The sequence below is a fragment of the Streptomyces sp. NBC_01481 genome, from assembly GCF_026339995.1.
In the GTDB taxonomy this organism is placed as follows: domain Bacteria; phylum Actinomycetota; class Actinomycetes; order Streptomycetales; family Streptomycetaceae; genus Streptomyces.
Genome location: NZ_JAPEPT010000005.1, coordinates 612,727 through 635,421 on the forward strand (window position 1 = coordinate 612,727; position 22,695 = coordinate 635,421).

Genomic DNA, 22,695 nt, shown 5'->3' on the forward strand with positions numbered 1-22,695 from the left:
CAGGTCAAATCCCCCGCGACTAGTTTCGGCCCAGGCCGAAACAGCCGGGCTCCGTGCTCCCTTCTCATCAGGCCTTCCGGAGGCCCCCATGAAGACAGGCTTCAAGCGCGCCACCGCACCTCTCGCACTGTTCATGCTCGCCGCCTCGCTCTCCGCATGCGGGGACGGCGACACGGGCTCGGACTCGAAGAAGGTCACCGTCTGGATGTATCCGGTGATCGCCGACCCGAAGGCCAGTGCGGCCTATTGGGACGGCATCGAGAAGGCCTTCGAGAAGGCGGCACCGGGCACCTCGCTCACCATCGAGCAGCAGCCGTGGGACAACCGCGACCAGAAGATCGCCACCGCGTTCGGCGGCGGAAAGGGCCCGGACGTCGTCCTGCTGACACCGGACCAGATTCCCCAGTTCTCCGCCAACGGCGCCATCAGGCCGGTGGACGGGGCGCTCAAGGACAGCGCCGGAAAGTTCCTGCCCGCGACGATGGACGCGATGAAGCAGGACGGCAAGATCTACGGCGCGCCGATCTACCAGACCATCACGACCACCATCTACAACAAGAAGCTGCTGACCCAGGCCGGTATCACTGCACCGCCCGCCACCTGGGAGGAGATCAAAGCCGCGGCCCCCAAGCTCAAGCAGAAGGGCGTGGCCCTCCTCGACTACTCCGCCAGCAACGAGGCCTCGCTGAACCTCAACTTCTATCCGCTGCTGTGGCAGGCGGGCGGCACCGTCTTCGCCAAGGACGGCAAGAAGGTCGCCTTCAACAGCCCCGAGGGCGTCGAGGCGCTCACCTTCCTCACCGACCTCTACAAGGCGGGCTCGGTCCCCAAGTCGTCGATGACGAACACCAACCTGCTGGCCGACCAGGCACTGGGCAAGCAGCAGGCCGCCATGGGCTTCTCCGTCGTCCTCGCCGACGCGGAACTGGCCGCCAAGACCTGGGGCAACGAGAACGTCGTCGTCGGCGCACCGCTCAAGGGCCCCGCCCGGGAGGTCGCCTTCGGCATCCCCGGCGCGCTCAGCGTCAACGCCAAGTCCAAGAACACGGAGGGCGCGGAGAAGTTCCTCGCCTTCATGACAGCGCCGGAGCAGATCAAGTCCCTCGGAAAGGCCAGCGGTTACTTCTCGCCCCGTACGGACGTCAGCGTGCCGAACGCCTCTCCGTACGCGAAGCAGTACCAGGCCGCACTGTCCGACGTCTGTCCCGGTGAGCCCAATCCCGCCGCACGCCAGCTGATGGGCCTGCTCGCACCGGAGATCCAGGCGGCGCTGCTGGGCAAGAAGAGTCCCAAGGACGCGCTGGACGACGCGGCCAAGGCCGCCGACGACCTGCTGGCGCGACAGCGTTGAGCGAGGCAGTCACAGACGAGGCGGTCCCGGACGAGACAGACCCGGACGGGACAGCCCCGGACGGGTCGGCCACGCGCAAGACGGCGACGCACGAGGCCGCCGCGCGCCGGCCTGGCCGGCGTCAGGGGCGGCGGCGCGAGGCCCTGGTGGGCCTCGCGTTCGTCGCCCCGATGCTGGTGCTGTTCATCGTCTTCCGTTTCGGACCGACCCTGGGCGCGGGCTTCCTCTCGCTCACCGACTACCGGCTGAGCGGCGAATGGCAGTTCATCGGGGCCGAGAACTACACGCGGCTGTTCGGCGACAACCTGTTCTGGGAGAGCCTGGGCGTCACCGCCTTCTACACCGCCGTCTACGTCCCCATGACGGTGCTGCTCGCCCTCGGCACGGCCGTCCTGCTGCATCGCACCATCTGGCTGCGGGGCTTCTTCCGCGGCGTCTTCTTCCTGCCGTACGTCACCAGCATCGTGCTGGCCGCCGTCATCTGGAAGTGGATCTACGAGGTCGACGACGGGCTGCTGAACGCCGCACTCGGCGCGCTCTCCCTCGGCCCGGTCGACTTCCTCGGCGACGAGTCGCTCGTCCTGCCCTCCATCGCGGCCACCTCCGCCTGGAAGGGCTTCGGCTACACCATGCTGATCCTTCTCGCCGGACTCCAGTCCATCCCGCGCGAGGTCACCGAGGCCGCCACCGTCGACGGCGCGAGCGCCTGGCAGCGCTTCCGCTTCGTCACCCTGCCGATGCTGCGGCCCGTGCTCTTCTTCGTCCTCGTCATCGAGGCGATCCAGGCCTTCCAGGTCTTCGACGCGATGTACGTGATGACGGCCGGCGGACCCGTCAGGGCCAGCTATTCGCTCGTCTACTTCCTCTACGACTCCGGCTTCAAGTACTTCGACTTCGGCTACGCCAGCGCGGTCGGCCTGATGCTCTTCCTCGTCGTCCTGGTCTTCTCGCTCATCCAGCGCCGGCTCATCGGCAGAGAGGTGGACTGATGGGAGGCCGGCTGAGACTGCCCGTACTGCTGATCCTGGTCGCTTTCGTGACCGTCACACCCTTCGCGGTCATGGTGCTGGTCGCCTTCGCCCCGCCCGGTGGCCAGACGCTGCCCGGGGCCTTCGACATCACCCGGGCGACCTGGCAGAACTTCTCCGACGTCCTGGTGGGCGCGGACATCACGCGCTGGGCGCTCAACTCACTGATCTACTCGCTCGTTTCGGTCGTGCTCATCCTGCTGTTCTCCTCGATGGCCGGATACGCCTTCGCCAAGAAGCGGTTTCCCGGGCGCGAGGTGCTCTTCTGGGCGTTCCTGGCGACCTTGATGGTGCCCTTCCAGGCGACCCTCATCCCGTACTACATCCTCGTCTCGAAGATGGGCGGTGTGGACACCTACTGGGGCCTGATCGTCCCGACCCTGGCCAACTCCCAGGCCGTGTTCCTGATGCGGCAGTTCATGTACCAGCTGCCCGACGAGCTCTTCGAGGCCGCGAAGATCGACGGTGCCTCCGAATGGCGTATCTACACCACCATCGTCATCCCGCTGATCCGGCCGATCCTCGCCACGCTGGGCGTCTTCGTCTTTCTCTGGCACTGGAACGACTTCCTGTGGCCGCTCGTCATCGGCCAGTCCACACAGATGCGCACGCTCACCGTCGGCCTTGCCACGCTCGCGGGCGAGGACGTCGCGATCAACCAGATCATGGCGGGGGCGACCATCACGGTGGTTCCCTGCCTGCTCGTCTTCGGGCTGCTGCAGCGCTATCTGACCGACTCCATCGCCACCAGCGGCCTCAAGTCCTGAGGTTCAGCCGCCCAGCCGGGGCAGCACCTTTGTGCCGAACGTCTCGATGGCGCTCAGGGCGTCCGCCTGCGGCATGCCGGGCGGCTGGATGCGCAGCACCACCCCGTCGGCGCCCATCTCGCCGTACGCCTCCAGCCGCTCGACGCACCCGTCGACCGAACCGATCACCGAGCGCGCCTCGATGTCGTCCCACTGCTGGGCGTAGCGGGCCGCGTCGGCCGAGGTGCGCTTCCAGTCGCCGTATGCGTCGTACAGACCGCGCAGCGGGGCCTCCAGCGCGGCCCGGGCCTGCTGCGAGGTGGCGGCGGCACAGCCCTCGCGGCAGACGATGACCTCGGCGCCCAGACTCGCGGCGCCGCGCGGGAAGGAGCGGTACTCCTCGATCTTTCGGGGCAGTTCGGAGTCGAGCTCGTTGAAGGAGGTCGTCCAGCCGTCGCACGTCCGGGCCGTGCGCTCCAGGGCCGCGGAGACCCGGCCGCCGTTCCAGATCCGGGGCCGTGGGGACTGCACCGGGCGCGGCGAGAGAAAGGCATCCTCCACCGAGGTCCAGCGGCCGTGATGGGTGACCTTGTCCTCGGTCCACAGCCGGGTGACCAGCTCCAGGCACTCCTCGAAACGGGACACGCGCTCGCGCGGCAGGGTGCCGAACAGCGTGAACTCCTCCGGCCGGTAGCCCAGTACGAAACCGGCCGTCAGCCGCCCGCCCGACAGCACGTCGATGTGCGCGAGGGTCTCGGCGAGCCATACCGGCTGGTAGACCGGCGCGATCAGCCCGGCCGTGGCGAGGCCGATCCGCTCGGTGTGCGCGGCGAGATACGCCAATGAGGTGAGCGCCTCGTGATAGCCGGGCCGGTGCAGATGCCGCTCGCCGAGCACCACCCAGTCGAATCCGGCCTCCTCGGCCAGCCGCACCTGCTCCACGGCATCGGCCAGACGCGGCCGGTCTGCCGCGTCCGCGTAGAGATTGACGTACAGGCCGAGACGCATGGGACGCTCCTTTACGGTCCGGACCGTAAAGGCTAGCGTGTCGCCAACGACCGCAACAGACGGGAGAGATCGCCCATGACCGCGACGCCCACCTCCGCGACGGAGGACCTGGTGCGGCGGCTGCGCGGCACCGTACTGCCCGCGGTGGCCACGCCCATGGACCCCGGCGGGGTGGTGGACTTCGGCGCACTGCGCGGGTACGCGGAGCGGATCGCGGCCGAGCGGATCGGCGGTGTGGCCGTCTGGGCGCACACCGGCCGCGGCCTCCACCTCTCCGAGTCCGACCGCCTTCAGGTGCTGCGCACCTGGCGGGAGGCGGTCCAAGGGCCGATCGTGGCAGGTGCGGGGGTGCCACGATCGGCCCGCGCGAGCAACTTGCGGGAAGCCTGGGACGCCACCGTCGCGATGGCGGTCCAGGCGGCCGACCTCGGCGCGGACGCGGTCATGGTCTACCCGCTGGCGCAGTTCGCCTCCCGGCCGGCCGGGGAGGGGGAGGCGGTACGTCTCCACGAGCGGGTCGCCGAGGCGAGCGGGCTGCCGGTGCTCGGCTTCTTCCTCCACGGCGAGGCGGGCGGCTACCCATACCCGCCCGACCTCATCCGCCGGCTGCTTGCCCTGCCGTCGGCCGCCGGGGTCAAACTCGCCACGCTGGACCGCGCGATGGCCTGCCAGGACGCGATCCGCGCGGCGCGGTCGAGCGGGAAGCTCGCCATCACCGGCGAGGACCGGATGTTCGGCCCGTCCCTGATGTGGGGCGCGGACGCGGCACTGGTGGGCATCGCGGCGGCGAGGGTGTCGCTGACGGGGGCGGTGCTGGACGCATGGAACGCGGGGGACTACGGGGCGTTTGTGCGGGCGTCGGGTCGGCTGGACCGCTTCGCGGAGGCGACGTTCCGGGATCCGATCGAGGGGTATGTGCAGCGGATGCTGTGGGCGGGGGTGTGGGAGGGGTTGATCCCTGAGCATGCCGCTCACGATCCGTACGGACCCGAACTCCCGGTGGGGGAGCGGGATGCGGTGGTGCGGTGCCTGGAGGGGCTGGCGAAGGAGCCCGACTAGGCGCGGGCGTCCGGGGTGGGCGGTGCGCCTGCGGCGGGCCTGTTCCCCTACCCGCCCCTTCCCGAACTGGGGCTCCGCCCCAGACCCCGCGCCTCAATCGCCGGCGAGACTGAGATGTGCGGCAGGGCCGCACATCCAGCCCGTCCGGCGCTTGAGGACACGCCCGAAGGGCGTACGGGGGTCCAGGGGGCGAAGCCCCCAGTTCGCGCCGCGAAGCTGGCAGGGGTCTGGGGCGGAGCCCCAGTTACGGGAAGGGGCGGGTAGGGGAAAGCGCCGCAGGCAACCCGAACAACCGCACCGCGTTCCCCCACAGCACCCTCTCCAACTCCTCCGGAGTAAACCCCGCATCCCGCACCACCCCCAACGCCACGCACGGATCGATCAGCGTCGCGTCCGTGCCGAAGAGCAGGCGTTCGACCGGGACCCCCGCCTCCCTTGCGTAGGCGATGCGGCCCGCGTCCGTCGCCGTGCGGCAGTGCTCCAGGTAGAGGCGGTCGCAGGACGCGGCCGCATGCGCCGCCTCGCGCCACGCGTCGCCGCCCGCGTGGCCCATGATCACGCGCAGGCCCGGGCGGGACGCCAGGAGTTCCGGCAGGAGGGTGACCTCGTCGCCCCAGGTGTGCAGCAGCAGCGGTACGCCCGCCTCCGCGACCACGTCGAACGCCTCCGTCATCGCCCGCGCCCCGGGCAGCTGCCCCGGATAGTGCGTGTGGATCTTCGCCCCGACGAACCGCCCCGAGTCCAGGCAGCGCCGCAGATCCGCCGCGCTCTCCTCGGGCCGGTTGGGGTTCACCACGGCGTATCCGTACAGCCGGGGCTGCTGCGCGAGCACCTTGCTCAGTGCCGCGTTGCCGCCGACCGCGTCGTACACGACCGCCTCCGACGCGGAGACCAGTTGCAGGTCGATGCCGTAGCGGTCCATCTGCCGCAGATTGTTCTCCGCGTCACCGGCGGTGAGGTGGAACTGCCAGCGGCCCACATGGGCGTGCACATCGATGATCGGCATCAGGCCAGCAGCTCCTCGACGTTCTTCGTAGAGATCGCGGCGCGGTCGTCGTCCGTGATGTCCGCGTACCGCAGCCGCAGCGTCTGCGGCGAGATGTCCATGAACGGGGTGCGCGAGCCGAAGACGAGATGGCGGGGGCCCACCGTCTCCACCACGCGCTCGATGGAGTCGGGTCCCGACAGCATCCGGGTGGTGGCCCGGAATCCGGGCTCCTCGCGGGCCATCAGCAGGAAGTCGGCCAGCAGATAGGCGTGCAGGTCGAGGAAAAGGACATCGGCGCCGAGGCCCATGAGTGGCGGGCCGAAGCGGCGGGGGTCGCCGTCGTGGAGGAGTGTCAGGCCGCGTTCCAGGGCGAGCGAGACGACCCGGCGGTAGCCGGGGAAGCCGGGCTCGGCCATCTGCTCGATCGTGAACAGCCGCAGGAACCGCACTCCGGCCGCGGCCAGTTCGTCCAGCCGGTCCTCCGCGGTCAGCGCGTCCCGTACGTCGATAGTGCCGACCGGAAGCAGCTCCGGGCAGTCGGCGAGGTCGCGCACCGTCTCGGCGTTGCCTTCGCCGTCGTCGAAGAGCGGGCCGCGCGTCGACAGGGCCAGCGCACAGGCTACGGGCGAACGGCCCAATCGCTCGCGGACCTCCGGGAGCCCGATGTCGCGGTGGTGCCGAAGCCACGGCCCGTACAGCACGTCCACGTCCCAGCCGATGAACTCCTCGGCGGACGGACGCAGCCACTCGTACGCGCTCATCGGTCTTCCCCGTCGGCCAGGGCACGGGCGATCCGGTCCACGTCGTCCTCCGAGTACCCCTCGTTCCACTGGAGCACCAGCAGCGTACGGTCGATCAGCCGCTCCGCACGGGGACAAAGGCCCGGTGGATATCCGGGCAGTGCCGGGTTGGCGTACAGCGGGCGCTCCAGATAGCCGGGCAGTGCGGGAATGCCCGCGGCCTGGAGGTTCTTGGCCCAGCGGGCGTTGTCGTCGACCAGCAGCGGCACCACCCACCAGGCGTGCCCCGCGCGGCGCGTGGGCATTTCGACGCCCGGGATCCCGGCGATCGCCGCGGCCAGCTGTTCCGCGCGCTCCCGCCGTACGCGTACGACGTCCGCGACCTTTGTGAGCTGGGCGCGGGCGACCGCCGCGACGAGCTCGGGCATCCGGTAGTTGAGGCCGGGCTCCCGGTGGATGCGGCCCTCGGCGCGGTCCCAGCCCTTGTCCATGAACAGCCGCATATGGCGGGCGAGTGCCGGGTCGTCGGTGAGCGCGAGGCCGCCGTCGCCCGCGGTGATGTGCTTGTACTGCTGAAGGCTGAAGCAGGCGATGTCTCCCACGGTGCCGAGCAGCCGGCCGTCGGCGTCCTCGCCGAGCCAGGCCTGGGCGCAGTCCTCGATCAGTACGAGTCCGTGCCGGTCGCACACCGCGCGCAGCGTGTCGATGTCCGCCGCGCTGCCGAAGAGATGCACGGCGATGACGGCCTTGGTGCGCGGCGTGACGGCGGCTTCGACCGCTGCGGGGTCGAGGTTGCCGTCCTCGGCGCGTACGTCGGCGAACACCACCTGTGCCCCCTGCGCCAGTACGGGCGCGACCGTGCCGAAGTCCGAGATCGGGGTGGTGACGACCTCGTCGCCCGGGCCGACCCCGGCCGCGGCGACCGCCAGATGCAGCGCGGCCGTCCCCGAACTGCAGGCAACCGTGTGCGCGCGGGAGTACATCCCGCTCATCTCGGCTTCGAGGGAGCGTGCTTCACTGCCGAAGGCGCTGCACAGGACGGTGGAGTCCAGCACGCGCAGAACCGCTGCCCGTTCCTCCTCGCCGAAGGTGCGGCCGCGGGCGTCGAGAACTGTGGGCAGTGGCATTTCCCGTTCGGGCATCGGGGCACTATCCTCTCCGCAAGCATGCGGTTATGGCCTGGGCCGAAATTAGAACCGCGGTTGCCGGGCGTCAACCCCGTCCAGAAGTACCGCAGAACCACTCCAGAAGAACGGAGACCGGCCGATGGCTCTCACGGTCGGCGTGATCGGTCCCGAGGACCTTGTGCCCAAGGTGGTCGCGGTCGGCGGCTCGTCCGGGGCCGACCGTCTTGTGCCGCTCCCGTACCGCCACGAGGACGAGACCCTCGACGTGGTCGCGCGGGCGCAGGCCGACGTGGACGCGCTGCTGTTCACCGGCGTCGTGCCGCACACCCTCGCGACGGCCGCCGGTCTGCTGGACCGGCCCGCCATGTATGTCCCGTACAACGGCGCGACCCTGCTGCGGGCGCTCGTCGAACTGCTCCGGCTGGGCCACGACGTCTCCCGGATCTCCATCGACACGCTGCGCCGCAGCGAGGTCATGGAGACGCTCACCGAGGCCAAGCTGCCCACCGAGCATGTGCATGTACTGCCCTACCGGCCCGGGCTGACTTCGCAGGACCTGGCGGAGTTCCATCTCACCGCCCGCGACAAGAAACAGACCAGGGTCGCCCTGACCTGCCTCGGCTCGGCCTTCCACCTGCTCGACCACGAGATGCACGCCGTACGGCTGGCACCCTCCCGGCACTCCATACGTTCCACGCTCCAGGCCCTCGTCCTCGCCACCGCGGGCGCGCACAGCGGAGACGCCCAGGTCGCGCTCGGCATCGTCGACCTCCCGGCCGCCGACAGCGAACTCGCCGCCGACCTGCGGGTACTGGGCGGCAGCCTCGCCGATCTGCCCCACGGGGAGCGGCTGGTCGTCACCACCCGGGGCGTGCTGGAGGAGGTCAGCGAGAAGTTCACCCGCCTGCCCTTCCTCAGCGATCTCGCCGCCCGGCACGGCGCCGCGCACGTCGGCTTCGGACTCGGCCGCACCGCCGCGGAGGCCGAATCGCTCGCCAGGCGCGCGGTCAACCGGGCCCGCTCGGTGGGCCCGGTCGCCGGGGTCGTCTCGATGACCGACGACGTCGACATCGTGATCGACGCGGAACGGTCCTCCGGGACGGCGGTCCCCGGCCCGGAGAGCACGGTCATGCTCGCCCGCCGTGTCGGACTGAACGCCACAACACTCGACCGGCTGCGCGAACTGGCCGCGCAGGACGCTGACGAGGGCATCACCGCCCTCCGCGTCGCCGAACACCTCGACGTCCAGCAGCGCACGGCCCGCCGCATCCTCAAGCGCCTGGAGCGGGCGGGGGTCGCCGTGCCGACGGGCAGCCGCCAGGAAGGCCAGACCGGCCGCCCGCCGATCGTCTACCGGGTACGCCTTTAGGGGGTGTCGTTCGGATCTTGCCGGGCTCGCGTGCCCTGGCACGCACGCTCACTGCGTTGTCGTCAGTCGCCGACGCTCCGCGTCGGCTCTCCCCCTGCCTTCGGCGGGGGGACCCCCATCCTCCGGCCTGCGATCGCACGCACCACAGTGACATCAGCCGCTCCGCGGCGGGCCGCTCACTGACCCGGCCTGATCCAAACGACACCCCTGGCCACCCCCCCCCACACGCGCCCGCTCCCTTACGGTCCGGGCCGTAACTCGAAGGAGCCGTGCTTGAAGATCGCCTCGGTCCACACGCGCGTCGTCAGGGCACCGTACCGGCGCCCCTTCGTCATCAGCAGCGGAACCAGCCCCGAACTGATCAGCCTGGTCGTCGAAGTACGCACCGCCGACGGCGAGTCCGGCTTCGGCGAGGCGTCCCCCATGACCGCCTACACCGGAGAGACCCTCGCCGGTCTCGAGGCCGCCCTCACCGAACACGCCGCCCCCGCACTCATCGGCCGCGACCCGCGCGATCTGGCCGGAGCGCACACCGCGATGGACGCCGCGATCCGCGGCCAGCATCTCGCCAAGGCGGCCCTGGACATCGCGCTGCACGACCTCGCGGCGCGGGCGGCGGGCTGGCCCGTCCATCTGCTGCTGGGTGGCTGCGTGCGCCCGCGCGTCCCCACCACCTGGGTCGTCGGACTCGGCACCGTCGAGGAGATGGTGGAGGAGGCGACCGCGTACGCGGCGAAGGGCTTCACCCACATCAAGGTCAAGGGCGGCGAGGACCCGGATCTGGATGTGGGACTGGTCCGGTCCGTACGCGAGTCCGTGCCCGACTCCGTCGAACTGTCCCTCGACGCCAACGAGGGCTACGACCCCGGCACGGCCGCCAGGACCGTGGCCCGGCTCGCCGACGCGGGCCTCGATCTGGTCGAACAGCCCCTGCCACGCTGGGACTTGACCGGTATGGCGGCGCTGCGTGGCGGTGGCGGGGTGCGGGTGATGGCCGACGAGAGCATGCAGTCGCCGCACGACGCGCTGGAGATCGTCCGCCGTGGCGCCGCGGATGTCCTCAACATCAAGATCCTCAAGGTCGGCGGGCTCCACCGGGCGCGTCAGGTCGCGGCGGTGGCGGAGTCCGCGGGCCTCGCGGTGAAGATCGGCACGATGCCGGAACTGGGCGTCGCGTCGCTGGCTGCGGCGCATCTGGCCGCGGCGCTTCCGCATGCGACGGTGCCGGCGGATCTGGTGGGTCCACTGCTGGTGGATGCGGAGCCGCTGGCGCCGGGGGCGTTTGCGGGGGTGGTGGACACGGGGTGGGTGGAGGTTCCGGGGGGCCCGGGGCTGGGCCACGAGCTGTGACGTTTCGCGGGGCAGGGGTTGCGCCTGCGGCGGGCCTGTTCCCCTACCCGCCCTCCCCCAGACTCCGTCCGGGGGGACCCCCAACCTCCCCGCGCCTCAAACGCCGGAGGGGCTGAACTTCAGCCCGTCCGGCGTTTGAGGACATGCGGCCGAAGGTCGCATACGGGGTCCGGGGCGAAGCCCCGTGGGGGGTCTGGGGGCTTGCCCCCAGTTACGGGAAGGGGCGGGGTGGGGAACAAACCCCGCGCAGCGGCACCCGCACCCCCTACCGCGAACCCCCCGCCTCGCCCATGACCACCCCCACCCGCCCCGCCAGCTTCCCCACCGCCCCCGACGGCGTCTCCAGTGCCACGAGTTCCGCGAGCGCCTCCGCCGTCTGCGGATCCGTCGCCGCCGTCGCCGCGAGCAGCGCGATGAGGTGGTCCAGCAGCCAGTCCCGCAGCTCGGCCGTCGACGGCTGCTTCCCCTCGTCCAGCCAGATCAGGGACGCCGCCTCGACCGCCGCGATCCAGGTGCGCACCATCATCCGCAGCCGTGGTCCCGGCCGGTCCGCGCCGATGTGGACGAGGATCTGTTCGGCCGCGGCCCGCCGCACCTCGTCGACGATCGCGCTCGTACGGGACGTCTCGGCGACGCTTCCGCCGCGCAGCAGCGCGCTGAATCCGGCGTCGTGCTCGTCGACGAAGACGAGATAGCGGTCAAGCACCCGGGCGACCCGCTCGGTCGGCGGGCCCGTGGGCGGCTCCGTGAAGCACAGTTCCAGCTGGTCCGCGGCGGACCGCAGCGCCGTTTCGTACAACTGCTGCTTGCCGCCGGGGAAGTAGCGGTAGACGAGGGGCCGCGAGACCCCCGCCGCCTCGGCCACGTCGTCGAGGGATATCTCGTCCGGCGGCTGGTGCGCGAAGAGGGTGAGCGCGGCCGCGAGGAGCTGTCTGCGGCGCTCCTCGACGCTGAGCCGCCGGTAGGCACGGGTCGCTGGAGCGGGACTGGTCATGCTCGCAGCGTATGCCCTGTGCGGGATCAGGCGAGGAGTCCTGAGCGCTTCCACAGCCGCCGCCCCGGCCCCCGCAGGACGCCGATGTCGTCGAGGAAGTCCGTCAGCCGCTTCGCGCCCGACTGCATCACCTCTCGCCGGTGTCCGCTCGCGCGGACCTGGGCGACCGCCTCGCGCCGGTCGAGGCCGATGTTCGTGTACACCTGCGGATTCACGAAGCAGATGGAGAAGACCCGCGCCGCCTCCCCGCAGCTGAGCCGGGTGAACTCCTGCTCCCAGCGCGGCGCGGTCACCATCTGGCGGCGCAACTCCTCGCGGGCGTACCGGACATGGCGCGCCTCCTCCACCACGTGGATTCGGGTCACCCCGCGCGTCAGGGTCTGGACGCGCTCGTCGGGGAAGGTCAGCCGCTGCATCCAGTCGAGGATCTCCTCGCCGAGCAGTGTCGCCGCGAAGGAACCGGGCGTGGTCGAGATCGTCTTCAGGACGCGCCCCAGATTGTGGTAGATCCGCGGTGGGGGATACGCCGGTGTCCCGCCCTTCTGGATCATCCTGGCGAACATCATCGAGTGCCGGCACTCGTCGGCGATCTCGGTGAGCGCGTAGCGCACGTGGTTGCTGGTCACGGGCTTGTCGTAGATGTGCCGCACCAGCAGCTGCATCAGGATGATCTCGAACCAGATGCCGAGCGAGGCGAGTGCCGCGGACTCGTGCCGGGCCAGGTCGAAGCGCTGCTTCTCGGACATCTTGTGCCACAGCGGGGTGTCGTAGAGGGAGAGCAGCTCCGGTGGCCAGAACCACTTGCCCTCCTCGACCGGGGCGTCCCAGTCGAGTTCCTTGTCGGGGTCGAAGGAGTGCTTGGCGGAGGACTCGAGCAGGCGCTCGGCGACCTGTTCGCGGTCGCGGAGCGGGCCGAGTGCGTCGCGGAGCAGCCGGATGTCCTGTTCGGGCACTGTCGTCATGGCCATTATGAGACTCCCTGTCAGTAAGCCCGTCAATCCCTTGCGTACGACTTGTTGACTCTTCGTCTACCAACGTGTGAGCCTGCCAAGTGGCCTTCGGTATACGGGATATGAGGCGAAGGAGTCGCCGGTGTCGACGTACGACCGCTACACAAACGCCCCCGAAACCCTCCACTGGCAGGTCCCGGCCTCCGGCGCCGCCCGCTTCAGCTGGGAGTACGAGGACGGCCGCGACCGGCTCCTCGCGCTCTATCAGAAGGGCAAGGACAAGCAGTGGGACGGCGCCAAGCGCATCGACTGGGACCTGGAGGTCGATCCCTGCGACCCGCTCGGCACCCCCGACGAGGCCCTCACCCTCTACGGCTCACGCCACTGGGCGAAGATGACCGAGAAGGACAAGGGTGAGCTGCGCAAGCACTACACGTCCTGGCAGTTCAGCCAGTTCCTGCACGGCGAGCAGGGCGCGATGGTGTGCGCCGCGCGGATCGTCGAGTCGGTCCCCGATCTGGACGCGAAGTTCTACTCGGCCACCCAGACCATGGACGAGGCCCGGCACGCCGAGATCTACGGCCGGTTCCTGCACGAGAAGATCGGGATGCTCTACCCGGTCAACGACAACCTCCAGGGACTGCTCGGCGACACCCTGCGCGACTCCCGCTGGGACATGCCGTATCTGGGCATGCAGGTCCTCATCGAAGGCCTCGCGCTGGCGGCGTTCGGCCTGCTGCGGGACACCACCGACAAGCCGCTGCCCAAGCAGATCCTCGCGTACGTCATGCAGGACGAGGCCCGCCATGTCGCGTTCGGGCGGATGGCGCTGCGGGACTACTACAAGGAGCTCAGTGACGCGGAGCTGCGCGAGCGCGAGGAGTTCGTGATCGAGGGCTGCTATCTGATGCGCGACCGGCTCAGCGGGGTGGAGGTGCTGGAGAACTTCGGCATCCCCAAGCAGGAGGCTGCCGAGCTCTCCGAGCAGTCGGAATACCTGCAGCTGTTCCGCAAGCTGCTGTTCAGCCGGATCGTTCCGTGCGTCAAGGACATCGGGCTGTGGGGCGAGCGGCTGCAGCAGGCCTATCTGGACATGGGCGTCTTCGAGCTGGGTGACGCCAACCTCGACCTTCTGATGTCCCAGGACGAGGAGATCGCCGAACAGCTCGACCGCGAACGCTTCGCCGTGGAGGAGCAGGCCCGGGTCTCGGAGGTCGAAGAGGCGATCGCACAGGGCGCGCAGGAGGCTTGGAACAGCTACTGAGGTTGAACTCGTGGTGTCGTCTGCCGTCAGGGTTGGTGGTCAAGGCGGTTTCGGCGAGGCAGCCGTCTATGAGGTCGCCGTGGGACTGGATGTGCCGTAAGCCTCGGCGGATGCGTCGGATGAGGTGCTCCGGCGTCACGAGCCGTCGCCCCCTACGACTCCACGAGTTCAACCTCAGTAACAGCCCTCGTGAATGGCCGCCAGCAAAGCCGACGGCCATTCACGAAATAACTTGAGCCCCTAGCGGTTAAACCCACCGCTGGTAAAAGTTGCCCTGGTCGGTACTTGTGTAGACGGAACCGCTGGAGTTGCTATCCAGGACCCGGCCGGTGGCCTTGTTCGTCAGGCGCCAGCCAGAGGAATACTTGACTTCGTGCCACTTCTGGTTTTTGCCACCGTTGCAGCCGATGCCATACACGTTGCCATCGCTATCGCTGTCCAGGCACTTGTCTCCCTGGCTGTACCCGGCCCACCTGAGAGTGAAGGAGCCGTCAGAGTTCTTGGTCTCGTACCAACCGCCAACGTTCCGATTGTCCGTAACCACCTTGGTTCCGGTGCCGAAGAGGCCGGTGTCCATGCCGAGCCAGAGGCCCGTTGCCGCGTTCTTCCACGTCACCTTGGTCTGCGCTGCGCTTGCAGCCGACGTGACCTCAGCCTGTGCAGCAAATGCACTGCCTGAGGTCGAAAATAGCGCAACAGAGGCCAGTGCGGTTGCCGATAGAGCCAACGTTATTCGCTTCATCTTCATGAAGTCCCCCCTCTAGCAAATTCCATGTAGCGCACTCTCCTGAAAGAGTCGAAGCATTGCTGGTCAAGCAACGCGGCGTCACGCTAACAAGGGGTGATCACACTTCGCAAGCGTTTAAAGTATCGTATAGATTAATAGCCAATATGCAAAATTGCACGACATGTGCCACTTTGATCCCACCGCGCGCCGCCATGACCGTCGGATTGGCACTCGAATTATTTATAAAAGATCCAAGCGAGGTGGCCTGTAACGCCCCTGGTAAGATCGCCGGTCTATGTGCGAACATTGGAGGCAAGGGTAGTGAAGCAGTGAAGCGCGATGGTTTTAATAAGGTGCTGACGATACCTAATGCGCTGAGTGCCCTACGCGTCGCTGGAGTTCCCATATTCCTCTGGCTCGCGCTTCAGCCGTACTTTGGAAATCCAAGCCTTGATGGTTGGGCCATTTCCCTTCTGGTGGTAAGCGGCGGAACCGATTACCTTGATGGCAAGCTGGCCCGCAGGTGGAATCAGGTAACTCGCCTCGGGCAAATCTTGGACCCGGCCGCAGATAGGCTCTATACGGTATCAACGCTTCTGGCACTGCTGCTGCGGGACATCATCCCTTGGTGGTTCTTGCTGCTGCTTCTTGCGCGAGACATATTTATGGCATTCAATATTGCCACCCTGCGGAGAATTGGATACGGTCCGCTCCGGGTGAATTTCATTGGGAAGGCGGCTACATTTAATCTAATGTACGCCTTCCCTTTGCTCCTCTTCGCGGACGGCGAAGATTTTCTCGCCGACTATGCTCGAATATTCGGATGGGCGCTAGCTATCTGGGGGGCGGCGTTGTACTGGTGGTCCGCTGCGCTTTATGCGACTCAAGTGCACCAGTTGAGGGGAAAATCCCTCTGCGATCATAGCAATGCGTAGCAGCCAATACTGGGGTTACTGAGGTTGAACTCGTGGAGTCGTAGGGGGCGACGGCTCGTGGGTCCTGCGGTAGCACTGGTCGTGGAGCTTGCGTCGGCTCGGTCCTGGCGGCGTGAGCCTGGAATTGATGTTGCGGGTTGGTCGGGCTCTCCGACCGGACCGCCCCTCATACTGTCCAGGCTCAAGGCCGGTCCGGTCTCAGTTGTCTGAGTGAGCCGCGCAGTCGCGGCAGAGCCCCGGCCATCCGCCGCGGGGGCAACGGACGACCGGGACTACTACGGGGGCACGGGGCCCCCTTCCCTGCTGGCGGGGGCGCGAGCAGGGCGTCTTGAAGCGGCGTCAGGCCAGGGCCGCTATCGGTTGTTCCGGCGAGTCGAGCCAGGCGGTTTGCCCTTCCGCAGTCTGTACATGCGATCCCGCTTTCCCGAGTCCATCCATCAGGGGACTCGGCCCTCACGATACGAACCACCGGGAGCACCCGGCCTACCGGTGAGCATGTTCAAGCCTTCACCGGAGCCGCTGACCAGCGATCTTGGATGTGTCTAAGCAGGCATTGACTTGGGTGTTGTCTTCGCGCGACCTCAGGCCGCCGCCAAACATCCACTCCGGACCCCTCCTCGCCCAGGACCCCGACGAGAACGTCCGCTTCGTGGTCGCCACGCGCCCCGACCTCACCGAGGAACAGCGGGCAGGCATCTACGTCGACTTCGACCTGCGCGGCCACTGCTCCCAGCTCGACTGGGTCATGGCGCTGCACGATGACCCCGACGCCATGCGCCGCCTGGCCGCCTCCTCCCACCCCCTCGTGCGCAGAAGCGTCCGCAACTTCGAATAATGGGTGGTCAGGACGACCACGGCCCGGTCCCTGCTGCGAAGCAAGCCGCGCAATGGCGCTGCGCCTGCACGGGGTAGTGCGGCCGCTGCCCCAACCTGCACGGCCAGGCTGCCTACGGCACACGAAGCCGTCCGCCGCGCCCGCGACCCCGTTCACCGGGCAGTGGCCGTCGACGAAATTGTGTGTCTCTCCGCCGCGACCGCCATTTCGAGGAGCGAGATGTCCGTGCCGCGGGCCGTCACCAGTTGCAGGCCCACCGGACAGCCGTCGCTCGTGAAGCCTGCCGGGATGCTGGCCGCCGGATGGCCGCTCAAGTTGAACGCCCAGGTCAGGGCTGTGGAGTAGAGCTCGCCCGGGCCGTCGTGGCCGTGTGGGCGGTTCGGGGTCGCCGGGGTGAGGAGCAGCTCCGTGTCCGCGAACAGTCCGGCCAGGCGGCGGTCGTTCTCCGCCCGCACGTCAGCGGCGGTCGCGGGCTCCCCGCGCCGGGTCGACTGCCATGCGTCCTTCGGGTCGAGCAGGGTGAAGGGCCGCCTGTCGACGCGTACGACACCTGCCGACGCCAGCCGGTCCACCGCCGACCGGGCGACCGACTCCACCTCCGGGTCGGTCTCGGCGTACCCCAGGTCAGGTGACCAGCGCGCCCGGAGCGGCAGGGGCACCCGGACCGTCTCATAGCCGTCCAGGACACACCTCAGATAGGCCCGCGCGTCCGCCGCCGAGCGGGTCAGCACACCCGCCGACGCCAGGCCCGTCCGGTCTGGGGACGGCAGCAGCCCGTTCGTCGTCTTCAGGCCGAACACCCCGCACCACGCCGCCGGGATCCGTACCGAACCCGCCCCGTCGCTTCCCGTGGCCAGCGGCACCATCCCCGCCGCGACGGCCACCGCCGAACCCGCAGACGAACCGCCCGGCGTACGGTCCGCGCGCCACGGGTTGCGTGTGGGGCCGTGGGCGCCGAGACCCCACGTCTGCCAGTACGTGCCGGGGCCCGGCACCGACGTCGAGCCGACCGGGACCGCGCCCGCCGCCATCAGCCGCCGGGCCGCGTACGAGCGGATCCCAAAGAGCCCTTTCACCGCGAACGGCACACCGGACAGGGGGAGTCGGTGATCCGCACGGTGCGCGAGCGCCCGCTCGGGCCAGACCTCGACAAACGCGCTCAGCCCGGGATCGAGCCGCCCGATCCGCTCCAGCGCCTGTTCCACCACCATCCGGTCAGTCTCTCAGCGCCGCCTCCATCACCGCCCGGGCGATCGGCGCCGCGCTGCCCCCGCCGCTGATCTCGCCGCGTACTTCGGACGCGTCCTCGACCACCACCGCCACAGCGACCGCCGGGCGGATCGCGTCCTGCGCCTGGGCCCAGGAGATGAACCAGGCGTACGGCGTGGCGGAGTTGTCGAGCCCGTGCTGTGCCGTGCCCGTCTTGCCGCCCACCCTCGCCCCTTCGATCGCGGCGTTCTCGCCGGTGCCCTCCTCGACCGCCCTGATCATCAGCTCCTGGAGCTGCTGGGCCGTCGCCGGGCTCATCGCCTGGCGGTACGAGACCGGGGTGTTCTGCGCGAGCGTGTGGCCGTTCGAGCGGGTCACCCGGTCCACGAGATAGGGGCGTTTGAGATCCCCGCCGTTGGCGACCGCCGCCGAGACCATCGCCATCTGAAGCGGAGTGGCCGTGGTGTCGAACTGCCCGATCGAGGAGAGCGCCACCTGGTCGACGCTCATCCGGCGGTCGAAATTGGATGTGGCGACGGCCGAGGGAATCCTCAGCGACGCGTCGTTGAAGCCGAACCTGCCTGCCGTGTCCAGCATTCCGGCCAGCCCGACCTGGACCCCGATATGCGCCATCACGGTGTTGCAGGACCACTGGATGGCATACGCGAGGGAGGCATCGCCGCAGCCCCTCGCCGCGTTGGGGAGCGTGGTGCGGGTCCCGGGCAGGACATACGGATCGGGTGCGCCGCTCGGCTCGTCGACATCGCCGACCACGCCCGAGTCCAGCGCCGCCGCCGCCGTCACGATCTTGAAGGCGGAGCCGGGCGGATAGGTCTGCCGGATGGCCCGGTTGAGCATCGGCTGATGGCCCGACGCATTGAGCCTCGCCCACGCGGACTTGACCGGGGGCCCGGTGCCCGAGAGCTCTGCGGGGTCGTACGACGGGCTGCTGACCAGCGCCAGGATCTTCCCGGTCGACGGCTCGATCGCGGCGACCGCGCCCCGCCGTCCGCCCAGGCCGTCGAACGCGGCCCGCTGCAGGGAGGGCTTGATGGTGGTGACGACCCTGCCGCCGGGCGATTCGCCGCGGCTGATGTCGTTCCAGAAGGGCAGTGGCGCGAGCATCGGGGCCGAGCCGGAGAGGATGCCGTCCTCGGCGTTCTCCAGCAGGCTGGTGCCGTAGGTCTGCGAGGAGTAGCCCGTCACGGGCGCGTACAGCGGGCCTTGGGTGTAGGTGCGCTCGAAGCGCAGCTGCTGGCCGGAGTCCCTGGAGCCGGTGACGGGCCGGCCGCCGACCAGGATGTCCCCGCGAGGATCGTCGTAACGGGCGATCGCCACACGCCGGTTGGCCGGGTTCTTGTCGAGCGAGGTGGCCTCGAGGATCTGCACCCGGGCGGCGTTGACGAGCAGCGCGGCCAGAAGCAGCAGGCACAGGACGGCGGCCCGCCGGATGTAGCGGATCACCGTTCGTCCTCCAGGTCCAGGGCCGGGTCCCGCTTCGGGAGCGGGGCGAGTGCGCCCGGCTCGGGCGCTTCGGGGTGCGGTGCGCGGGCCGAGTCGCTGACGGTGATGAGCAGCGCCACGATGATCCAGTTGGTGACGACGGACGAACCGCCCTGGGCCAGAAAGGGCATCGCCATACCGGTGAGCGGGATCAGGCCCATCACTCCGCCCGCGATCACGAAGACCTGGAGGGCGATGATCGAGGCGAGGCCGACGGCGAGCAGCCGGCCGAAGGGGTCGCGCAGGGCCAGTCCGGCGCGGTAGCCGCGGGCCACCAGAAGCCCGTACAGCAGGAAGATCGCGGTCAGGCCGACCAGGCCGAGCTCCTCGCCCGCGGTGGCCAGGATGAAGTCCGACTTGGCGGCGAAGCCGATGAGGACGGAGTGCCCGAGTCCGAGGCCTTCGCCGAGCATCCCGCCCGCGGCGAAGGCGAAGAGCGACTGGGCGAGCTGGCCTGGGCCCTGGCCGGCCTGGATGGAGGCGAAGGGGTCGAGCCAGTCCGTGACCCGGCTGTTGACGTGCGGTTCGAGCGAGCCGACGGCGAACGCGCCCGCCCCGGCGAGCAGTAGGCCCACGGCGATCCAGCCGGTCCGTCCCGTCGCCACGTACAGCATGATCACAAAGAGTCCGAAGAAGAGCAGCGAGGTGCCGAGGTCCCGTTCGAGGACCAGGACGACGACGCTGAGCAGCCAGATCGCGACGATCGGGCCGAGCACGCGGCCGGTGGGGAGCTGGAGCCGCCAGATCCGGCGGCCGGTGTAGGCCAGGGCGTTGCGGTTGGCGGCGAGATACGCGGCGAAGAAGACGGCGAGGAGGATCTTGGCGAACTCGCCCGGCTGGAAGGACAGTCCGCCGATCCGGATCCAGATCTTGGCGCCGTTCACGGCGGGGAAGAGGATCGGCACGATCATCAGGACCAGGGCCGCGGCGACCGAGAGATAGGCGTACCGCTGCAGCACCCGGTGGTCGCGCAGCAGGACGACGGCGGCGATGAACAGGCCGACGCCGACGGTGGACCAGATCAGCTGGGCGGGCGCGGCGACCTCGCCGGGAGTGTCCAGGTCGAGGCGGTAGATGAGCACCAGGCCGATGCCGTTGAGCAGGACCGCGATGGGCAGCAGCAGCGGATCGGCGTAGGGGGCGCACAGGCGTACGGCGAGATGGGCGAGCAGGGCCAGGACGCCGAGGCCCGCTCCGTAGCCCGCGGCATCGGGCGGGACGGCGTTGTTCTTCGTCAGGCCCACGTCGATGTAGCCGTAGACGGAGATGAGGACGGCGCAGACGAGGAGCGAGAGCTCGACGCCCCGCCGCTTGGGGAGGCGCAGGTCGGGCGGGGGAGCGTCCGCCGGCCTCGTCGTCGTTGCGGTCATGCCTCGCAACGTAGCCGGGGCTCGGTCCCGGACCCGGTTCCTCAGGTGCCGGGCGGGCCGAAGTCAGCCCGTCCGGCCGTGCTCCGCCGCGTTGTCGGCCCCGTCGTCCGTACCGTCCACGAGCCCTGCGTACTCCGGCAGCGTCAGCCGGGCCACCGCGCCGCCTCCGGGGGCGTTCCAGAAGCGCAGCTCGGCGCCGATCACCGCCGACTGGCCGGCCGCGATGGTCAGTCCGAGCCCGTGGCCCTTGCTGCCGCCGTCCGTACGGAAGCGCTGCGGCCCGTGATCGAGGAGATATTCCGGATAGCCCGTGCCGTCGTCGGCGACCGTCACGACAGTGCCGTCCACGGTCAGTACAACCGGCGGCTTCCCGTGCTTGTGGGCGTTGGCGACCAGATTGCCGAGCACCCGTTCCAGCCGGCGCTTGTCGGTCTCCACGGTCGCGTCGCGCAGGACCCGTATCTCGGTGTCCGTGGCCGAGGCCCGCACCACCCGCTCGGCCAGATACGCGAGCTCGTGCACGTCCAGGTCCATCGTCTCGCTGCCCGCGTCGAGACGGGAGATCTCCAGCAGATCCTCGGTCAGCGAGCGCATCGCCCGCACCCGGTCCCGCACCAGCTCTGTCGGACGGCCCTCGGGCAACAGCTCGGCCGCGGCGGTCAGTCCGGTCAGCGGCGTACGCAACTCGTGCGCCACGTCGGCCGTGAACCGCTGCTCGCTCAGCAGCTTGCCCTGCAGGGACGAGGCCATGGTGTCCAGCGCGCCGGAGACGGTCGCGACCTCGTCCTGGGGGCGCGAAGGGTCCTTGGTGCGCGGGTCGTTGACGCGCGCGTCCAGGTCGCCCGCGCTGATCTTCCGCGCGACCTGCGCCGTCAGATGGAGGCGGCGCGTGATCCTGGTGACGGCGAACGCGCCCACCAGCAGCGTCGCCCCGATGGCCAGCACCGAGGAGCCGACGATCGCCCGGTCCAGGCCGGTGATCGTGTTCGCGCTGGTGGTGTAGTCGACGCGGACGGCGATCGCCCGCCCGTCGGCCGGGCCGGCCGCCCACATGGTGGGGCGGCCCCGGTAGCTCTCGACCATCGTGCCGCGCTTCCCGCCGACGGCGAGGGCGCGCAGCGAGTGCGGCAGCCCCGGCGGGTCCACGCCCCCGAACCGGGGCACGGGCTCGCCCGACTCGTATGCACGGGTGACCTCGACCAGCCGGGCCAGCGCCTTCTCCCGGGCCTGGTCCACCATCTGCCGGGTCACCGATGCGTGCACCAGCGCGCCGAGCATCGCGGCCAGCGCGCAGCACATCACGGTGATGAAGACCGCGGCCTTCCAGGTGAGGGTCGCGGTCCAGCGGGGGAGCCGGGGCAGCCGTGGCCGTGTCACTGCGGGGCCACCGAGCGCTCGGGCGCGTGGGAGCGTGAGGACTTGACGCGGACGATCTCGTCACGGGTGGGCAGCATGGCGTGCTGCGGTTCGTCCCAGGACCAGGCGGTGCGGTACTCGTATCCGGGGATGCCCGCCGAGACGGACCGCATGATCAGGTCCCGGCCCGCCAGATCCACGCTGACGACCTGGTCGGAGGTGGACATGACGCGGGTCAGACCGCCCTTGTCGGGCATGTAGACACGCACCGCCGTCTGCTGCTCGGGCATCTTGATGCCGACGATCAGCTCCTCGTGGCCGTCGCCGGTCAGATCGCGGTAGTACGGCGCGAGCACCGGGCAGGACTTCGGCTTCTCCTCGCACGTGCCGAGCTGCCGGACGGTCTCCTGGTAGAGGCCGTCGGCGCCGGTGACCTCATCGGGGTGGGCGCCGGCCTCGGCCCGCACGACGGTGACGGCGTCGAGTGCGCGGACGTCGTCACCCGGCACCTTGATGCCGGGGACGCGCTCGGTGTCCGTCTCGCCGTAGTCGTTGGGCGGCGCGGTGACGGGCGGCAGATCCGGCCACAGCCGTACGGGACCGACCGCCGTGGGAGTCGGGCCCGCGCTCTTCATCCGTCCCTCGTCGCCGCAGCCGGCAAGGAGTACGGCTGCGGACGCCGTGAGCAGCACGGCGTACAACAGGCGGTTCGAGCTCGGGCTCAAGATTCTCCTTGCCGGGCGTGGCCCGAGGTACGGGTCTTCAGATGATGCTTCACCGAGAGGG

21 protein-coding genes are annotated in these 22,695 nt (G+C 69.5%); 9 read left to right on the forward strand and 12 right to left on the reverse strand.

From position 1 onward, the window contains the following. Nucleotides 1–88: 88 nt before the first annotated feature. From OOK40_RS28860 to OOK40_RS28870, 3 genes are read left to right on the forward strand one after another with little or no spacing between them, the layout of a single operon-like run. Nucleotides 89–1,351, forward strand: coding sequence for an ABC transporter substrate-binding protein (locus tag OOK40_RS28860; RefSeq protein WP_266487329.1), 1,263 nt, complete (start codon nt 89–91; stop codon nt 1,349–1,351). Next, a complete protein-coding gene (locus OOK40_RS28865) occupies nt 1,348–2,340 on the forward strand; it encodes a carbohydrate ABC transporter permease (RefSeq protein WP_266487331.1) in 993 nt (330 codons plus the stop codon). Before OOK40_RS28860 ends, OOK40_RS28865 begins: the two co-directional genes overlap by 4 nt. After that, a complete protein-coding gene (locus OOK40_RS28870) occupies nt 2,340–3,146 on the forward strand; it encodes a carbohydrate ABC transporter permease (protein ID WP_266487333.1) in 807 nt (268 codons plus the stop codon). Before OOK40_RS28865 ends, OOK40_RS28870 begins: the two co-directional genes overlap by 1 nt. Nucleotides 3,147–3,149: 3 nt before the next feature. Here OOK40_RS28870 and OOK40_RS28875 read toward each other — a convergent pair whose 3' ends face one another. Then, the gene (locus OOK40_RS28875; RefSeq protein ID WP_266487335.1) at nt 3,150–4,133 is read right to left on the reverse strand and encodes an LLM class flavin-dependent oxidoreductase; all 984 of its coding nucleotides are present in this window, start codon (nt 4,131–4,133) and stop codon (nt 3,150–3,152) included. 75 nt (nt 4,134–4,208) lie between these two features. On the opposite strand from OOK40_RS28875, the gene OOK40_RS28880 reads away from it, so the two are divergent. Continuing rightward, on the forward strand, nt 4,209–5,192 hold the full coding sequence (locus OOK40_RS28880; RefSeq protein WP_266487337.1) for a dihydrodipicolinate synthase family protein: 984 nt from the start codon (nt 4,209–4,211) through the stop codon (nt 5,190–5,192). A 244-nt stretch (nt 5,193–5,436) separates the two neighbouring features. Here OOK40_RS28880 and OOK40_RS28885 read toward each other — a convergent pair whose 3' ends face one another. The 3 genes from OOK40_RS28885 to OOK40_RS28895 are packed head-to-tail and all read right to left on the reverse strand — an operon-like array spanning nt 5,437 to nt 8,062. Continuing rightward, a complete protein-coding gene (locus OOK40_RS28885) occupies nt 5,437–6,198 on the reverse strand; it encodes an amidohydrolase family protein (RefSeq protein ID WP_266487338.1) in 762 nt (253 codons plus the stop codon). Continuing rightward, nucleotides 6,198–6,941, reverse strand: coding sequence for a hypothetical protein (locus tag OOK40_RS28890; RefSeq protein ID WP_266487339.1), 744 nt, complete (start codon nt 6,939–6,941; stop codon nt 6,198–6,200). Before OOK40_RS28890 ends, OOK40_RS28885 begins: the two co-directional genes overlap by 1 nt. Next, on the reverse strand, nt 6,938–8,062 hold the full coding sequence (locus OOK40_RS28895; RefSeq protein WP_266487340.1) for a DegT/DnrJ/EryC1/StrS aminotransferase family protein: 1,125 nt from the start codon (nt 8,060–8,062) through the stop codon (nt 6,938–6,940). Before OOK40_RS28895 ends, OOK40_RS28890 begins: the two co-directional genes overlap by 4 nt. A gap of 124 nt (nt 8,063–8,186) precedes the next feature. Between OOK40_RS28895 and OOK40_RS28900 the strand changes: the two genes are divergently transcribed. Further along, nucleotides 8,187–9,416, forward strand: coding sequence for a helix-turn-helix domain-containing protein (locus tag OOK40_RS28900; protein WP_266487341.1), 1,230 nt, complete (start codon nt 8,187–8,189; stop codon nt 9,414–9,416). A gap of 273 nt (nt 9,417–9,689) precedes the next feature. Continuing rightward, nucleotides 9,690–10,766 (forward strand): mandelate racemase/muconate lactonizing enzyme family protein, encoded by a 1,077-nt coding sequence (locus OOK40_RS28905; protein ID WP_266487342.1) that lies wholly within the window; start codon nt 9,690–9,692, stop codon nt 10,764–10,766. Between the two features lie 265 nt (nt 10,767–11,031). On the opposite strand, the gene OOK40_RS28910 is transcribed toward OOK40_RS28905, so the two are convergent. Continuing rightward, on the reverse strand, nt 11,032–11,760 hold the full coding sequence (locus OOK40_RS28910) for a TetR/AcrR family transcriptional regulator (RefSeq protein ID WP_266487343.1): 729 nt from the start codon (nt 11,758–11,760) through the stop codon (nt 11,032–11,034). A 26-nt stretch (nt 11,761–11,786) separates the two neighbouring features. Then, nucleotides 11,787–12,722 carry a diiron oxygenase gene (locus tag OOK40_RS28915; RefSeq protein ID WP_266487719.1) on the reverse strand — a complete coding sequence of 312 codons (936 nt, stop codon included), beginning with the start codon at nt 12,720–12,722 and terminating at the stop codon, nt 11,787–11,789. Nucleotides 12,723–12,852: 130 nt separating this feature from the next. Here OOK40_RS28915 and OOK40_RS28920 point away from each other — a divergent pair, with 130 nt between their 5' ends. After that, complete coding sequence (locus OOK40_RS28920) at nt 12,853–13,974, forward strand: ferritin-like domain-containing protein (RefSeq protein WP_266487344.1); 1,122 nt, start codon at nt 12,853–12,855, stop codon at nt 13,972–13,974. A 247-nt stretch (nt 13,975–14,221) separates the two neighbouring features. On the opposite strand, the gene OOK40_RS28925 is transcribed toward OOK40_RS28920, so the two are convergent. After that, nucleotides 14,222–14,722, reverse strand: a complete 501-nt coding sequence (locus tag OOK40_RS28925) for an RICIN domain-containing protein (RefSeq protein ID WP_266487345.1) — start codon at nt 14,720–14,722, stop codon at nt 14,222–14,224. A 191-nt stretch (nt 14,723–14,913) separates the two neighbouring features. Here OOK40_RS28925 and OOK40_RS28930 point away from each other — a divergent pair, with 191 nt between their 5' ends. After that, nucleotides 14,914–15,636: a CDP-alcohol phosphatidyltransferase family protein gene (locus OOK40_RS28930; protein WP_266487346.1), complete on the forward strand. Its 723-nt coding sequence runs from the start codon at nt 14,914–14,916 to the stop codon at nt 15,634–15,636. A 565-nt stretch (nt 15,637–16,201) separates the two neighbouring features. Further along, entirely contained in the window at nt 16,202–16,471 is a 270-nt protein-coding gene (locus tag OOK40_RS28935) for a hypothetical protein (RefSeq protein WP_323136128.1), read from the forward strand. 152 nt (nt 16,472–16,623) lie between these two features. Here OOK40_RS28935 and OOK40_RS28940 read toward each other — a convergent pair whose 3' ends face one another. From OOK40_RS28940 to OOK40_RS28960, 5 genes are all read right to left on the reverse strand, one after another. After that, nucleotides 16,624–17,682, reverse strand: a complete 1,059-nt coding sequence (locus OOK40_RS28940) for an amidase (RefSeq protein WP_266487347.1) — start codon at nt 17,680–17,682, stop codon at nt 16,624–16,626. A 4-nt stretch (nt 17,683–17,686) separates the two neighbouring features. Further along, nucleotides 17,687–19,144, reverse strand: coding sequence for a penicillin-binding transpeptidase domain-containing protein (locus OOK40_RS28945; protein WP_266487348.1), 1,458 nt, complete (start codon nt 19,142–19,144; stop codon nt 17,687–17,689). Beyond that, nucleotides 19,141–20,553, reverse strand: a complete 1,413-nt coding sequence (locus OOK40_RS28950) for an FtsW/RodA/SpoVE family cell cycle protein (RefSeq protein WP_266487349.1) — start codon at nt 20,551–20,553, stop codon at nt 19,141–19,143. Before OOK40_RS28950 ends, OOK40_RS28945 begins: the two co-directional genes overlap by 4 nt. Nucleotides 20,554–20,616: 63 nt before the next feature. After that, nucleotides 20,617–21,930 (reverse strand): HAMP domain-containing sensor histidine kinase, encoded by a 1,314-nt coding sequence (locus OOK40_RS28955; protein WP_266487350.1) that lies wholly within the window; start codon nt 21,928–21,930, stop codon nt 20,617–20,619. Then, entirely contained in the window at nt 21,927–22,634 is a 708-nt protein-coding gene (locus tag OOK40_RS28960) for a hypothetical protein (protein ID WP_266487351.1), read from the reverse strand. Before OOK40_RS28960 ends, OOK40_RS28955 begins: the two co-directional genes overlap by 4 nt. Between the last annotated feature and the right edge of the window lie 61 nt (nt 22,635–22,695).

What these genes read in the sequence shown, in the direction of transcription:
- OOK40_RS28880 (WP_266487337.1), top strand. Translation starts at nt 4,209, where the DNA reads ATGACCGCGACGCCCACCTCCGCGACGGAGGACCTGGTGCGGCGGCTG.
- OOK40_RS28925 (WP_266487345.1), bottom strand. Translation starts at nt 14,722, where the DNA reads ATGAAGATGAAGCGAATAACGTTGGCTCTATCGGCAACCGCACTGGCC.
- OOK40_RS28875 (WP_266487335.1), bottom strand. Translation starts at nt 4,133, where the DNA reads ATGCGTCTCGGCCTGTACGTCAATCTCTACGCGGACGCGGCAGACCGG.
- OOK40_RS28940 (WP_266487347.1), bottom strand. Translation starts at nt 17,682, where the DNA reads ATGGTGGTGGAACAGGCGCTGGAGCGGATCGGGCGGCTCGATCCCGGG.
- OOK40_RS28890 (WP_266487339.1), bottom strand. Translation starts at nt 6,941, where the DNA reads ATGAGCGCGTACGAGTGGCTGCGTCCGTCCGCCGAGGAGTTCATCGGC.
- OOK40_RS28915 (WP_266487719.1), bottom strand. Translation starts at nt 12,722, where the DNA reads ATGACGACAGTGCCCGAACAGGACATCCGGCTGCTCCGCGACGCACTC.
- OOK40_RS28950 (WP_266487349.1), bottom strand. Translation starts at nt 20,553, where the DNA reads ATGACCGCAACGACGACGAGGCCGGCGGACGCTCCCCCGCCCGACCTG.
- OOK40_RS28895 (WP_266487340.1), bottom strand. Translation starts at nt 8,062, where the DNA reads ATGCCCGAACGGGAAATGCCACTGCCCACAGTTCTCGACGCCCGCGGC.
- OOK40_RS28870 (WP_266487333.1), top strand. Translation starts at nt 2,340, where the DNA reads ATGGGAGGCCGGCTGAGACTGCCCGTACTGCTGATCCTGGTCGCTTTC.
- OOK40_RS28860 (WP_266487329.1), top strand. Translation starts at nt 89, where the DNA reads ATGAAGACAGGCTTCAAGCGCGCCACCGCACCTCTCGCACTGTTCATG.
- OOK40_RS28930 (WP_266487346.1), top strand. Translation starts at nt 14,914, where the DNA reads ATGACCGTCGGATTGGCACTCGAATTATTTATAAAAGATCCAAGCGAG.
- OOK40_RS28910 (WP_266487343.1), bottom strand. Translation starts at nt 11,760, where the DNA reads ATGACCAGTCCCGCTCCAGCGACCCGTGCCTACCGGCGGCTCAGCGTC.
- OOK40_RS28885 (WP_266487338.1), bottom strand. Translation starts at nt 6,198, where the DNA reads ATGCCGATCATCGATGTGCACGCCCATGTGGGCCGCTGGCAGTTCCAC.
- OOK40_RS28900 (WP_266487341.1), top strand. Translation starts at nt 8,187, where the DNA reads ATGGCTCTCACGGTCGGCGTGATCGGTCCCGAGGACCTTGTGCCCAAG.